General features: G+C 66.3%; 11 protein-coding genes and 1 tRNA gene. 10 read left to right on the top strand and 2 right to left on the bottom strand.

Annotated elements, in window-relative coordinates; genetic code table 11:
- Positions 1 to 139 precede the first annotated feature (139 nt).
- The 4 genes from CYR75_RS06200 (at position 140) to CYR75_RS06215 (ending at position 2949) form a co-directional block, all read left to right on the top strand.
- Positions 140 to 1270 carry a DUF6456 domain-containing protein gene (locus CYR75_RS06200; protein ID WP_225972863.1) on the top strand — a complete coding sequence of 377 codons (1131 nt, stop codon included), beginning with the start codon at positions 140 to 142 and terminating at the stop codon, positions 1268 to 1270.
- 141 nt (positions 1271 to 1411) lie between these two features.
- Positions 1412 to 2380: a lipoyl synthase gene (gene lipA / locus CYR75_RS06205; protein WP_101499278.1), complete on the top strand. Its 969-nt coding sequence runs from the start codon at positions 1412 to 1414 to the stop codon at positions 2378 to 2380.
- 51 nt (positions 2381 to 2431) lie between these two features.
- Positions 2432 to 2515, top strand: a tRNA-Leu gene (locus tag CYR75_RS06210).
- A 92-nt stretch (positions 2516 to 2607) separates the two neighbouring features.
- Entirely contained in the window at positions 2608 to 2949 is a 342-nt protein-coding gene (locus CYR75_RS06215) for a hypothetical protein (RefSeq protein ID WP_158644599.1), read from the top strand.
- Between the two features lie 7 nt (positions 2950 to 2956).
- Here CYR75_RS06215 and CYR75_RS06220 read toward each other — a convergent pair whose 3' ends face one another.
- Entirely contained in the window at positions 2957 to 4780 is a 1824-nt protein-coding gene (locus tag CYR75_RS06220; protein ID WP_101499280.1) for a TRAP transporter large permease, read from the bottom strand.
- Positions 4777 to 5370, bottom strand: a complete 594-nt coding sequence (locus CYR75_RS06225; protein WP_101499281.1) for a TRAP transporter small permease subunit — start codon at positions 5368 to 5370, stop codon at positions 4777 to 4779. Before CYR75_RS06225 ends, CYR75_RS06220 begins: the two co-directional genes overlap by 4 nt.
- A 219-nt stretch (positions 5371 to 5589) precedes the next feature.
- Here CYR75_RS06225 and CYR75_RS06230 point away from each other — a divergent pair, with 219 nt between their 5' ends.
- The 6 genes from CYR75_RS06230 to CYR75_RS06255 all read left to right on the top strand — a co-directional run bounded on the left by CYR75_RS06230 (position 5590) and on the right by CYR75_RS06255 (position 13250).
- On the top strand, positions 5590 to 7194 hold the full coding sequence (locus CYR75_RS06230; protein ID WP_101499282.1) for a peptide ABC transporter substrate-binding protein: 1605 nt from the start codon (positions 5590 to 5592) through the stop codon (positions 7192 to 7194).
- A 129-nt stretch (positions 7195 to 7323) separates the two neighbouring features.
- Positions 7324 to 8247: an oligopeptide ABC transporter permease OppB gene (gene oppB / locus CYR75_RS06235; protein ID WP_101499283.1), complete on the top strand. Its 924-nt coding sequence runs from the start codon at positions 7324 to 7326 to the stop codon at positions 8245 to 8247.
- Positions 8248 to 8284: 37 nt separating this feature from the next.
- The gene (locus CYR75_RS06240; RefSeq protein WP_225972913.1) at positions 8285 to 9181 is read left to right on the top strand and encodes an ABC transporter permease subunit; all 897 of its coding nucleotides are present in this window, start codon (positions 8285 to 8287) and stop codon (positions 9179 to 9181) included.
- A gap of 1 nt (position 9182) precedes the next feature.
- A complete protein-coding gene (locus tag CYR75_RS06245; RefSeq protein ID WP_101499285.1) occupies positions 9183 to 10298 on the top strand; it encodes an oligopeptide/dipeptide ABC transporter ATP-binding protein in 1116 nt (371 codons plus the stop codon).
- A complete protein-coding gene (locus tag CYR75_RS06250) occupies positions 10285 to 11358 on the top strand; it encodes an oligopeptide/dipeptide ABC transporter ATP-binding protein (RefSeq protein WP_101499286.1) in 1074 nt (357 codons plus the stop codon). Before CYR75_RS06245 ends, CYR75_RS06250 begins: the two co-directional genes overlap by 14 nt.
- Complete coding sequence (locus CYR75_RS06255) at positions 11358 to 13250, top strand: ABC transporter ATP-binding protein (RefSeq protein WP_101499287.1); 1893 nt, start codon at positions 11358 to 11360, stop codon at positions 13248 to 13250. Before CYR75_RS06250 ends, CYR75_RS06255 begins: the two co-directional genes overlap by 1 nt.
- Positions 13251 to 13260 lie beyond the last annotated feature (10 nt).

The following is a 13260-nucleotide window of genomic DNA, read 5'->3' on the forward strand; positions in this document are numbered from 1 at the left end:
AAGAATTGTTAGCAAATATGCCGTTCTGCTTAACCATGACCTGCCGAAAAAGACAGGTGACATAGACAGGGCGAATCGCTGCCGACCAGCCCACCAAGGACAAGGGTATATTATGACGATTATGACGCCAGATTTCGGTATGGCTGACGCTGTCCGGGCTGCACGCGGTGGGGACCGTGCGCCCAGGGCCACCACCGGAACAGCCAATGCGGACGGAATTGCAGGCGATGCGCAGCTGTATCTGCGCCATGTCGAGGGGGGCGAATCGATCCGGGCCATCGCCCGCGACGCCGGCTGTCATGCCTCGACCATCCTGCGCCGCATCCGGCGGTTCGAGAACCGCCGCGACGATCCGCTGGTCGACACCGCCTTGCGCAATCTGGCCGCCGACGGCACCGCCCCGCGCGGCACCCGCAGCCCGGACCAGAGCCGCCGCGTGCTGCGCCGGCTGGCCGAACCGGGGGCAGAGCTGGTCGTGGCCCCCGGTCTGGCCAAGGCGATCGTCAGCCGTGACGAGATCCGCACCGCCATCCTCGACCGCGACCTGGCCGAGCGGATGGCGCTGGACCGTTGGGTCGAGCCGGTCAGCCAAAGCGCGCGGATCAGCCGCTATCGCCTGTCGGCCGCGGGCCGTGCCGAGTTGCGGCGCCTGTCCCATGGCGGCCCGCCCCGCCCCGCCGATTTCGCCGATGCCCGCCCGGTCGGTCAGGAACAGCCGGAACAGCCCGGCATGGCCGAGGCGGCCGCAGGTTTCGATCACGCCGATCAGCACCGCGTCTGGGGCGAGCGCAGCCTGCCCGATACCGAGGACGGCAAGCCGCGCCGGATGCGGGTCAATCTGGCCGAAAGCCCCCTGCAATTGCTGGCCCGGCGGCGCGACGCGCAGGGCAATGCCTTCCTGCCCCCCGACCTTGTCGCCGCCGGCGAGCAGCTGCGCGAGGATTTCGAGCTTGCCCAGATGGGGCCGCGTGTGGCGCAGAACTGGGACCGCTTCATGACCGCCGGCATCGACGAGGGCGGGCGGCGCGACCGGATGGGCGGCGGCTCGGACCGGGCGCGGGCGCGGGTCTCGGAGGCGCTGCGAGAGCTGGGACCGGGCATGGGCGATCTTGTTTTGCAGGTCTGCTGCTTTCTGGAAGGGCTGGAAATGACCGAGCGTCGGCTGGGCTGGGCCGCGCGCTCGGGCAAGGTGGTGCTCAAGCTGGCACTGGAACGGCTGGCGCGGCACTATCTGCAGCGCTACGGCGCGGGCGGGCCGCTGATCGGCTGACCCACTACCCATCACGGCTTGCAAGGCCGCCTTTCGGGGCGGCCTTTGGTCATTCCGGGTCAGGCGACAGGGTCCGCCTGCCGACCGTTGAAGCCGGAAGGAATCGGGGCTAGTTTGGGGCAACTCGGACAAGAGGCTTCCATGTCAGACCAGCCCCCTTCCCTGCGCGCCGCGGCGAATCGCACGCGCCACCCTGAAAAGGCGCATCGCCCCGACCAGGCGCAGCCCAAGAAACCGGACTGGATCCGGGTCAAGGCGCCGACCTCGCAGGGCTACAAGGACACCCGCGACATCCTGCGCGAGAACAAGCTGGCGACGGTCTGCGAAGAGGCCGGTTGCCCCAATGTCGGCGAGTGCTGGAGCCAGGGCCACGCCACCATGATGATCATGGGCGAGATCTGCACCCGCGGCTGTTCCTTCTGCAACATCATCACCGGCAAGCCCGAGCAGCTCGACCCGTTCGAGCCGGGCAGGGTCGCGCATGCCGTGGCCAAGCTGGGGCTGAAGCATGTCGTCATCACCTCGGTCGACCGCGACGATCTGGCCGATGGCGGCGCGGCGCATTTCGCGCAGGTGATCCGCGCGATCCGCCACCGCTCGCCCGACTCCACCATCGAGGTGCTGACCCCGGACTTTCTGAAATGCGGCCCGGAAGCCCTTGAAATGGTGGTCGAAGCGCGTCCCGACGTGTTCAACCACAACCTCGAGACGGTGCCGGGGCTTTACCCCTCGGTCCGGCCAGGCGCGCGCTATTTCCACAGCCTGCGGCTGCTACAGCGCGTCAAGGAGCTGGACCCGACCATGTTCACCAAATCCGGCATCATGGTCGGTCTGGGCGAGGATCGGCAGGGCGTGATGCAGGTCATGGACGACATGCGCGCGGCGGATGTCGATTTCATGACCATCGGGCAATATCTGCAGCCGACGCCCAAGCACCACCGCGTCGACCGCTTTGTCACCCCGGAAGAGTTCAAGGGCTATGAGAAATCGGCCTATGGCAAGGGGTTCCTGATGGTGTCCGCCACGCCGCTGACCCGGTCCAGCTATCACGCCGGTGACGATTTCGCGCGGCTGCGCGATGCCCGCCTGACCAAGCTGGGGCTCGCATAAATCGGTTGCGGGCGCCGCAACCTGCGGTTATTCCCTGACTGCCTGCAACGGGCCCGAGTGGCGGAATGGTAGACGCAGGGGATTCAAAATCCCCCGCCGCAAGGCTTGTCGGTTCGAGTCCGACCTCGGGTACCAGTCAGGGTTGCGCTGCGTGAACAGCGGACCCGCTGCGGCGCGCTTCGCTGGGGGTGAGAATGGGTTTGCATGATCCTCTGCGGCGACGGGCGGTGTTGCCGATCTCCGTGCTGGCCCTGTCCGCGCTGCTCTCGGCCTGCGGCGACGATACCGCCGATTATCCGACGCTGATGCCCACCGATGCCCTGCTGGCCGAGCCGGCGATTCCCGGCCATGCCGGGATTGCCGCGCAATCGCCCGATCAGGTGGTCTCGGACCTGCAAGCGGCAGGCGCGGCGCTGGCGATTTCCGCGACCGAAGTGACCGCCGCAGCCTCGGCCGATGATGCGGCGCTGCGCGGGCGCGCGGATGCCTTGGCGGAACGCGCGGCGCAGATGCGGGCAGAGGGCGATCCCTGCGACGACCCCACAGAGACCGGCTGCGAGCGGCGCTGACCGCGCGTCAGTTCGCCGGCCCCGACAGCCCCGGCGGCGGCCCACCGAGCGGGTTCAGGCCCGCAGGCGGCGCGGGGTCAGCCGCAGCGTCGGGCGCTGCCTCGGACGGCTGATCGCTAAAGACCGGCGGCCCGCCCAGCCCCCCGGCGGCGGGTTCCTGCGTGCTGCCAAAGGGGGTGCCGAACCCGCCAAGCGAGCCGAACCCCCCGGATTCGCCGCTGCCGCCCATCGGGATCTCGATCCGCATGTCGCTGACGTCGATCTTGGGCCCGGTGTGGACGCGCACAAGCTGCGGAAAGACGATGATGACGCCGATCATGATGACCTGCAGCACGATGAACTGCACGCCGCCGCGATAGATCTCGGCCGTGCGGATGGCGCGGATCTGCTGGCCGGTCACGCTGTCGGTATAGTCCCGCCGCGCCGCGACCGAGCGCAGATAGAACAGCGCAAACCCCACCGGCGGGGTCAGGAACGAGGTCTGCAGCACCATCGCCAGCAGCACCCCGAACCAGATCATGTCGACCTGCAGGACCACCGCCGCCGGCACCAGCAGCGGCACGATGACGAAGGCAATCTCGAAGAAATCGAGGAAGAAGCCCAGGACGAAGACCAGCAGCGACACGACGATCAGAAAGCCCAACTGCCCGCCCGGCAGCGAGACCAGCAGATCCTTGACCCAGACCTGCCCGTTGATCGCATAGAAGGTCAGCGAAAACACCGTGGCGCCGATCAGGATGAACATGACGAAGGCCGCAAGCCGCGTGGTCGAGATCAGCGCCCCGTTGACCACCTCATAGCTGAGCCGCCCCTTGATGCCCGCCAGGATCAGCGCGCCGACCGCGCCCATGGCGCCGCCTTCGGTGGGCGTGGCGATGCCCAGGAAGATCGTGCCCAGCACCAGAAACACCAGCCCCAGCGGCGGGATCAGCACGATGATCACCGTCCGCGCCAGCCGCGACAGCAGCCCCAGACCCAGCATCCGGTCAATCGTGGCAATCGCCATCAGCCCCACCACCGCCAGCACCGTGGCCCAGACCGCGGGCGATGAGACACCCATCGCCTGCAGCTGCATCCGGGTCAGCAGGAACGCCGCCACCGCCAGCACCAGCAGCACCAGCAGCGACCTGTAGCCGGTGCCCAGACGCCGCGCCTCGGGCGGCAGGGCGGGCATGGCGGCCGGGCGGATCACCGCGATCAGCGCGATATAGGCCAGATAGACCCCGGTCAGGATCAGCGCCGGATACAGCGCGCCGCGATACATGTCGCCGACCGAACGGCCCAGCTGGTCGGCCAGCACGATCAGCACGAGGCTGGGCGGCATGATCTGCGCCAGCGTCCCCGAGGCCGCGATGGCCCCGGTCGAGATGCGCGGATCATAGCCGTAACGCAGCATGATCGGCAGCGAGATCAGCCCCATCGCAATGACAGAGGCCGCGACCACGCCGGTCGTCGCGGCCAGCAGCGCGCCGACCAACACCACGGCATAGGACAGCCCGCCCCGCACCGGGCCGAACAGCTGGCCGATGGTGTCCAGCAGATCCTCGGCCATGCCGGATTTTTCCAGGATGATGCCCATGAAGGTGAAGAAGGGAATGGCGAGGAACAGATCGTTCTTCATGATCCCCCACAGCCGTTCCGGCAGGGCCAGCAGCAGGTTCCAGTTCAGGTTGATCTGCCCTGCGGCATAGGGCGTCAGCTCGACCCCGATGACGTAGAACAGCAGCCCGTTCGCGGCCAGCGCAAAGGCGATGGGATAACCCAGCAGCAGGAACAGCACCATCGACACGAACATGATCGGGGCGAGGTTATGCGCGATCAGTTCGATCATTCCGTGGTCTCCGACGAGGCGGCCTCGATCCGGTTCGCGGCCTCGGCCGAGACGCGTTCCTCGCTGCTTTGATAGCCGTCATCGGGCAGATCGCCGCGCATGACGGCCAGCGTCTTGATGATCTCGGATATCCCCTGGAAGGCCAGCAGCGAAAAGCCAACGCCCAGCATCATCTTGCCCGGCCACAGGATCAGCCCGCCGGAATTGGTCGAATACTCGCCGCTATGCAGGCTGCGCAGGATCCAGGGCCACAGCATCCAGTTCATCAGCGTGACAAAGGGCATCAGCAGCAGCAGATGCCCCAGCAGGTCGATGCGCAGCTGCGCGCGCCGCGACCATTGGCCGTAGAGGATGTCGATGCGGATATGCTCTTTCTCGCACAGCGTATAGGCGGCGGCGCCCAGAAACGCCGCGCCATACAGATACCACTGCAGTTCCAGCCACATGTTGGACGAGGCGTTGAACACCTTGCGGATGATCGCATTGCCGGCGCTGACCAGCACCGCGACAAGGATCAGCCAGGCCACCGACCTGCCGATGAATTTGCTTGTGCGGTCGATGCCGCGCGACAGCGCCAGAAGGCCACCCATGCTGTTCCTCCGTGATCGGGCGCGCGGGGTGCAGGCGGCCTGCAAGCCCTGCGGCCGTTGACGCCTTGTAACGCCCGCGGGCCGTCGATCAACCCCTTGGCCGCGGATCGCCCGCGACGGGGCGGCACCCGGTTGCGCCGGGGCTTGTCCGAAAACACGTTTTGCACGAACGTCGGTCTATTCAGACGCCCAGGGCGTCGTGACAATTGGGAGAAGACGATGAAGCATTTCCTGACCACATCGGCGCTGGCGCTGATGCTTTCGCTGCCGGCCGTGGCGGCGCAGGTGCCCGAAGGCACCAAGCTGGCCGATTCGCAGGAATACACCTGGTGGCTGCTGGACGCGATCAAGTCGCTGGACCCGGCCAAAAACACCGACGTCGAAGGCTCGGACGTGCTGCGCCAACTGTTCGAGGGGCTGTATAACGAGGACGAGACCGGCGCGATGGTGCCCGGCGTCGCGACCGAGCACAGCGTCTCGGATGACGGACTGGTCTATACCTTCAAGCTGCGCGACGACGCGAAATGGTCGAATGGCGATCCGGTCGTGGCGGGCGATTTCGTCTATGCCTGGCAGCGCGTCGCCAACCCCGAAACCGCGTCGGAATATGCGTGGTTCATCGAGCTGATGAACATCGCCAACTCCAAGGAGATCGTCGCCGGCGAGGCTGCGCCCGACACGCTGGGCGTCAAGGCCATCGACGATCAGACGCTGGAGGTGACGCTGCACACGCCCACCCCCTATTTCGTCAAGATGCTGGCCCATGCCACCACCTTCCCGGTCCCGCAAAAGGTGATCGAGGCCGAAGGCGACAACTGGACCCAGCCCGGCAAGCTGGTCGGCAACGGCGCCTATACGCTGGCCGGTCACAATCTGGGCGTCGATCTGACGGTCGAGAAGAACGACCAGTATTGGGATGCCGAAAACACCGTCATCACCAAGGGCAAGGCCGTCACCGTCAACGACGTCAATGTCGGCCTGACCCGCTATCAGGCGGGCGAGCTGGACCGCGTGGACATTCCCGCCGGCCAATATCCGCGGCTGGAACAGGAATATCCCGATCAGGCGATCTCGATCCCCTATGCCTGCTCTTACGCCTATATCTACAACGTCTCGGACAAGGGCCCGGAGGCGCTGAAGGATGTGCGCGTGCGCAAGGCGCTGTCGCTCGCCATCGACCGCGACATCATCGTGGAACAGGTGCTGCAGGGCGGCCAGCGTCCGGCCTGGACCTGGACCCATTGGGCGATCGAGGGCTTCCAGCCCCCCGCCACCCCCGAGGCCGACAAGGATCAGGCTGCGCGTCTGGAAGAGGCCAAGGCCCTGCTGGCCGAGGCAGGTTACGGCCCCGACAAGCCGCTGAACATCTCGATCCAGTACAACACCTCGGAAGATCACAAGAAGATCGCCGTCGCGGTGCAGCAGTTCTGGAAGCAGCTTGGCGTGAACGTGACGCTGAACAATGTCGAGTGGAAGGTCCACACCGACCGCCTGCAGAACCAGGATTTCGAGGTCGCGCGCTATGCGTGGTGCGGCGACTATAACGAGGCCTCGACCTTCCTCGACTGGTTCCGCACCGATGGCTATAACAGCGGCAAGTGGTCGAACGCAGAATTCGACAAGCTGATGGCCGATTCCAAGACCGCCGAGGATACGACGCCGCTCTATCAGCGCGCCGAAGAGATCCTGGCCGACGAAAAGCCCGCGGCTTTCGTCTATCACTATGCCAATGTCGACATGATCAAGCCCGACGTGAAGGGCATTCCCATGGAAAACGTCATGGGCACCTGGTATCTGAAGGACATCTATCGCACCGCCGAATAGACGTCGTTTTCAGAAAGTGACGCAGGGGCGCGGTGTCGCGCCCCTGTTTTTCTGGCCCCGACCCTTTGACGCCCGGTGCCATCGGGTGTAAGCGGGCCGCTTTCCGTCCGTCCCTTCAGAAAGACAGGCATGTTCGGTTACATCCTCAGACGTTTGGCAGTGGCGATCCCGACCCTGCTGGTGCTGATCGTCTTTTCCTTCCTGTTGATGCAGATGGCCCCTGGTGGGCCGTTCACGCAGGAACGCGCCCTGCCCCCGCAGGTCTTGGCGAATATCGAGGCGAAATACGGTCTGGATCAGCCCATGCTGGTGCAGCTCTGGACCTATCTGCGCAATGTCGTCTTTTCCTTCGATTTCGGCCCCAGCTTTCAATATCCCGACCGGACGGTGAATCAGGTCATCGCGCAGGGCTTTCCGATCACGCTGACCTATGGGCTGGTGTCCTTTGCGGTGGCGGTGCTGGTCGGCGTCAGCCTGGGCGTGACGGCGGCGATCCGGCACAACACCTGGCTGGATTATCTGGCCGTCGGCGTGTCCATCGGGGCGCAGGTGCTGCCGAACTTCGTCATGGCGCCGCTGCTGGTCATCATCTTCACGCTGTGGCTCGGCTGGCTGCCCGGCGGCGGGTGGAGCTTCAACGACCCGTCCTTCTGGATCATGCCGGTGATCGCGCTGGCGACATCCTACATGGCCTCGATCGCGCGGATCACGCGGGCCTCGATGCTCGAGGTGCTGGGCTCGAACCATATCCGCACCGCCCGCGCCAAGGGCCTGCCGGAACGTAAGGTGATCCTGCGCCACGCGCTGAAGCCGGCGATCCTGCCGGTGATTTCCTATCTGGGTCCGGCTTTCGTGTCGATGATCACCGGGTCGGTCGTGGTCGACATGTATTTTTCGACCGGGGGGATCGGCAAAAGCTTTGTCGATTCGGCGCTGAACCGCGACTATGCGGTGATGATGGGCGTCACCATCCTGATCGGGGCGCTGACCATCCTTTTCAACCTGCTGGTCGATATCCTCTACGCCTGGATCGACCCCAAGATCAGGTATTGATGCCATGACATTGCTCGAAAAAGACAAGGTCGAGGGCATGGCCGCGCGCATGGCCGAGGCCGAGGTCAAGGGCCGCAGCCCCTGGGCCGATGCCCGCAAGCGCTTCGTGCGCAACCGCGCCGCCCTGCTGGCGCTGATCGTGCTGATCCTGATCGCGCTGTTCGCCGCCTTCGGCGATTACTTCGCCGCCTGGGACAACGACACCATCGACTTTGCGGTGATGGGATCGGCCGCCAGCAAGGGGATGCCCTCGATCGCGTCGGGGCATTATTTCGGCACCGACGATCTGGGCCGCGACCTGTTCGCGCGGGTGGTGCAGGGCACGCAGATCTCGCTGATGGTGGGGCTGGTGGGTGCCAGCATCGCGGTGGTGGTGGGCACGCTGTACGGCGCGACCTCGGCCTATATCGGCGGGCGCACCGATCAGGTGATGATGCGGCTGGTCGATATCCTGATGTCGATTCCCTACATGTTCGTGCTGATCCTGCTGCTGGTGATGTTCGGGCGCTCGATCTCGATGCTGTTTCTGGGTATCGGGCTGATTTCGTGGCTCGAGATGTCGCGCATCGTGCGCGGTCAGACCCTGACCCTGAAGAACCGCGAATTCATCGAGGCCGCCCGCGCCACCGGCGTCCCCAGTTGGAAGATCATCCTGCGCCACATCGTCCCCAACCTGCTGGGCGTGGTCGCGGTCTATGCCACGCTGCTGGTGCCGCTGATGATCCTGACCGAAAGCTTCATCAGCTTTCTGGGCCTTGGCGTGCAGGAACCGCTGACCTCGTGGGGGGCGCTGATTTCCGAAGGCGCGCGGACCATGCGCTATGGCACGCCCTGGCAACTGGCCTTCCCGCTCGGCTTCTTTGTCGTGACGCTGTTCGCCTTCTTCTTTGTCGGCGACGGCCTGCGCGACGCCCTCGACCCGAAGGACCGCTGACATGCCGATACTGGAAATCGACGACCTCTCGGTCGCCTTCGACACCAATGACGGCACCGTGCATGCGGTGAACGGCGTCAGCCTGTCGCTGGACCGTCGCGAGACGCTTGGGATCGTGGGGGAATCGGGGTCGGGCAAGTCGCAGCTGGCGTTTTCGATCATGGGGCTGCTGGCGCGGAACGGCAAAGCCACCGGCAGCATCCGCTTTGACGGGACCGAGATCCTGAACGCGCCGCTGCGGGTGCTGAACCGGATCCGCGCGCAGCACATCGCGATGGTGTTTCAGGACCCGATGACCTCGCTGAACCCCTATATGCGCGTGGCCGACCAGATGGCCGAGGTGCTGATGCTGCATCACGGGCTGTCCAAATCCTCGGCCGTGGCGGAATCGGTGCGGATGCTGGACGCGGTCCGCATTCCCGACGCCAAGGGTCGGGCGCGGCTGTACCCGCACGAATTCTCGGGCGGGATGCGGCAGCGGGTGATGATCGCGATGGCGCTGCTGTGCAAGCCCGACGTGCTGATCGCGGACGAGCCGACCACGGCGCTGGACGTGACGGTGCAGGCGCAGATCATGCAGCTTCTGCGCGATCTGCGCGACGAATTCGGCATGGCGATGATCCTGATCACCCATGATCTGGGCGTCGTCGCCGGATCATGCGAGCGGGTGATGGTCATGTATGGCGGCCGGGTGATGGAACGTGCGCCGACCGATCCGCTGTTCGCCGACCCCGCGCATCCCTATACGCAAGGGCTGCTCTGGGCGATTCCACGCGTCGATCAGAAGGGCGACCAGCTGTCGGCCATTCCCGGCAGCCCGCCCAACATGACGCGCCCGCCCGCCGGATGCCCCTTTGCCCCGCGCTGCGACTATGTCCGCCCCATCTGCGAGACGGTCATGCCGCCGCTGGAAGCCTTCGACCCCGGCCGCAGCCGCGCCTGCCACGCGCCGCTGGCCGAGGTCCGCGCCGGCCCCGTCATCCGCGACCGCACCAAGATGGAGGCCGCCGCCGAAGATGACGAGACCGCCATCCCCGCCCCCGATTTCACCCAAGGCGTCGTCATAGGCCCCGCCTCTGCCGGCCCCCCGCAAGAGGTGTCCGATGACCGTGGCTGACCCCGGCGCCGCCGCGCCGCTGCTGGACGTGCAGGATCTGCGCGTCACCTTCCCGATCCGGCGCGAGGGCGACATGCCCTGGACCCGGCCGCGCCTGCTGCATGCGGTGGGCGGCGTCGATTTCACCCTGCAACCGGGCGAGACGCTGGGGATCGTGGGCGAATCCGGCTCGGGCAAATCGACGCTGGCGCGGGCGCTGATCGGGCTGGCGCCTTCGACCGGCCGCGCGATCTGGCAGGACGGGACCAACCTGATCGGCCTGTCGCCGCGCAAGATGCTGTCCTATCGCAGCGACATCCAGATGGTGTTTCAGGACCCGCTGGCCAGCCTGAACCCGCGCATGACGGTGGGACAGATCATCGCCGAGCCGCTGCGCACCCATCATCCGGGCCTGTCGCGCGACGAGGTGCGCGACCGCGTCAAGCAGATGATGGAGCGTGTGGGCCTGCTGCCGAACCAGATCAACCGCTATCCGCACGAGTTCTCGGGCGGGCAATGTCAGCGCATCGGCATCGCGCGGGCGCTGATCGTCGGGCCGAAGCTGGTGATCTGCGACGAGCCGGTCTCGGCGCTGGATGTGTCGATTCAGGCGCAGGTCATCAACCTGCTGGCCGATCTGCAGCGCGATCTGGGTCTGGCGCTGATCTTCATCGCCCATGATCTGTCGGTGGTGAAACACATCAGCGACCGCGTGCTGGTCATGTATCTGGGCCGGGTGATGGAAATTGCGCGTGCCGCCTCGCTTTATGATGCGCCGCAGCATCCCTATACGCAGGCGCTGCTGTCGGCCGTGCCGGTGCCGGACCCGGCGCTGGAACGCAGCAAGACCGTCATTCCGCTGGCGGGCGATCTGCCCTCGCCCATGAACCCGCCCTCGGGCTGCGTGTTCCGCACCCGCTGCCCGCGCGCGCAGCAGACATGCGCCGACGTCGTGCCGCCCTTGCTGGGGTCGCCCGACCATCTGACCGCCTGCCATTTCCCCGGCCCGCTGACGCGTGAAGAGATCGCGCTGGCCATCGCCCGCGAGGCCCAGCCCGATCTGATGGACGCGCCCGCCTGATGGCGGGCCCGACCGCGCAGGCGTCGGCGACGCCGCAGCGGCCACAGGGGCAAACGCCCGCGCCCCCCAGCTTTCGCGCCCGTTGGGCGGCGCTGAAGAACCTGCCGCCCTTTCTGCGGCTGGTCTGGCGGGCCTCGCCGGGGCTGATGCTGGCGACCATCTTCCTGCGGCTGATGCGGGCGCTGCTGCCGGTCACCTCGCTGTGGGTCGGCAAGCTGATCATCGACGAGGTGGTGCGCCTGACCCAGCTTGACGGGCCCGCCGACGCGCTTGGCTGGCTTGGCAGCGGGCGGGCCGATCACCTGATGCTGCTGCTGGTGATCGAGCTGGGCCTTGCCGTGCTGTCGGACCTGCTGGCGCGGCTGGTCTCGCTGATCGACGCGCTTCTGACCGAGCGGCTGACGATTTCGCTGACCATGGACCTGATGGCCCATGCCGCGACGCTGGATCTGGCCGATTTCGAAGATGCGGTGTTCCAGGACAAGCTGGACCGCGCGCGACGTCAGGCGGCCGGGCGCATGTCGCTGATGGGGCTGATCTTTGGCCAGTTGCAGGACGTGGTGACGGTGGTCAGCTTTGCCGGCGGGCTGATCGTCTATAATCCCTGGCTCATCGTGCTGCTGCTGGCGACGCTGATCCCGGCATTCCTTGGCGAATCGCATTTCAACGCCCGCAACTACACGCTGGATTACGGCCGCACGCCCGAGCGGCGCGAGCTGGATTACCTGCGTCAGGTCGGCGCCCGGTCGAGCACCGCGAAAGAGGTCAAGATCTTCGGCCTGCACCGCTTTCTGGCGGCGCGCTATCGCGAGCTGTCCGAGCGTTTCTATCGCGAGCGCCGCAAGATCGCCCGCGCCCGCGCCTTCTGGGGCGTGATCCTGACCGCCATCGGCACGCTGGGCTATTACGCCGCCTATCTGTGGATCGTCGGCTCGACGCTGGCGGGGGCGCTGTCGATCGGCGATCTGACCTTTCTGGCCGGGTCGTTCCAGCGGCTGCGCTCGCTGCTGGACGGGCTGCTGACGTCGTTTTCCAGCACCGCCGCGCAAGCCATGTATCTGGAAGACCTGTTCGAGTTCTTCGCCGTCCGGCCCAGCATCGCCTCGGCCCCCGATGCCATCGAGGTGCCGCAGCCGATCCGGCAGGGCTTCGTGTTCGAAAATGTCGGCTTCCGCTATCCCGGCTCGGACGCATGGGCGGTGCGGGGGCTGTCATTCCAGCTGCACGCCGGCGAGACGCTGGCGTTGGTCGGGGAAAACGGTGCTGGCAAGACCACGCTGGTCAAGCTGCTGGCCCGGCTTTACGACCCGGATGAGGGGCGCATCCTGCTGGATGGGCGCGACCTGCGCGACTACGACCTCGACTCGCTGCGTTCGGCGGTGGGCGTGATCTTTCAGGATTTCGTGCGCTACAACTGGACGGCGGCGGACAACATCGCCGTGGGCCGGATCGAGGCCCGCGACGACCGCGACCGCGTCCAGACCGCCGCCCGCCGCGCCATGGCCGATCAGCTGATCACCAAGCTGCCCGAGGGTTACGACCAGCGCGTCGGCAAGCTGTTTGCGGGCGGCGTCGATCTGTCGGGGGGCGAGTGGCAGAAGCTGGCCATCGCGCGCGCCTATATGCGTGACGCGCAGGTGCTGATCCTGGACGAACCGACCGCCGCGCTGGATGCCCGCGCCGAGTTCGAGGTCTTCAACCGCTTCCGCGAGCTGTCCGCGGGCAAGACCGCCGTGCTGATCTCGCACCGCTTCAGCTCGGTCCGCATGGCCGACCGGATTCTGGTGCTGGAACAGGGCCGCGTCGAGGCCGAGGGCACGCATGAGGCGCTGATGTCGCGCGGCGGGCGCTATCGCGAGTTGTTCGAACTGCAGGCCGCAGGCTACCGCTGAGGGTTGGCGG

The sequence above is a fragment of the Paracoccus jeotgali genome (assembly GCF_002865605.1).
GTDB lineage: Bacteria > Pseudomonadota > Alphaproteobacteria > Rhodobacterales > Rhodobacteraceae > Paracoccus > Paracoccus jeotgali.

Coding starts and splice junctions, on each gene's coding strand:
- CYR75_RS06200 (WP_225972863.1), top strand. CDS start 140: ATGGCTGACGCTGTCCGGGCTGCACGCGGTGGGGACCGTGCGCCCAGG.
- lipA (WP_101499278.1), top strand. CDS start 1,412: ATGTCAGACCAGCCCCCTTCCCTGCGCGCCGCGGCGAATCGCACGCGC.
- CYR75_RS06220 (WP_101499280.1), bottom strand. CDS start 4,780: ATGATCGAACTGATCGCGCATAACCTCGCCCCGATCATGTTCGTGTCG.
- CYR75_RS06225 (WP_101499281.1), bottom strand. CDS start 5,370: ATGGGTGGCCTTCTGGCGCTGTCGCGCGGCATCGACCGCACAAGCAAA.
- CYR75_RS06230 (WP_101499282.1), top strand. CDS start 5,590: ATGAAGCATTTCCTGACCACATCGGCGCTGGCGCTGATGCTTTCGCTG.
- oppB (WP_101499283.1), top strand. CDS start 7,324: ATGTTCGGTTACATCCTCAGACGTTTGGCAGTGGCGATCCCGACCCTG.
- CYR75_RS06240 (WP_225972913.1), top strand. CDS start 8,285: ATGGCCGCGCGCATGGCCGAGGCCGAGGTCAAGGGCCGCAGCCCCTGG.
- CYR75_RS06245 (WP_101499285.1), top strand. CDS start 9,183: ATGCCGATACTGGAAATCGACGACCTCTCGGTCGCCTTCGACACCAAT.
- CYR75_RS06250 (WP_101499286.1), top strand. CDS start 10,285: ATGACCGTGGCTGACCCCGGCGCCGCCGCGCCGCTGCTGGACGTGCAG.
- CYR75_RS06255 (WP_101499287.1), top strand. CDS start 11,358: ATGGCGGGCCCGACCGCGCAGGCGTCGGCGACGCCGCAGCGGCCACAG.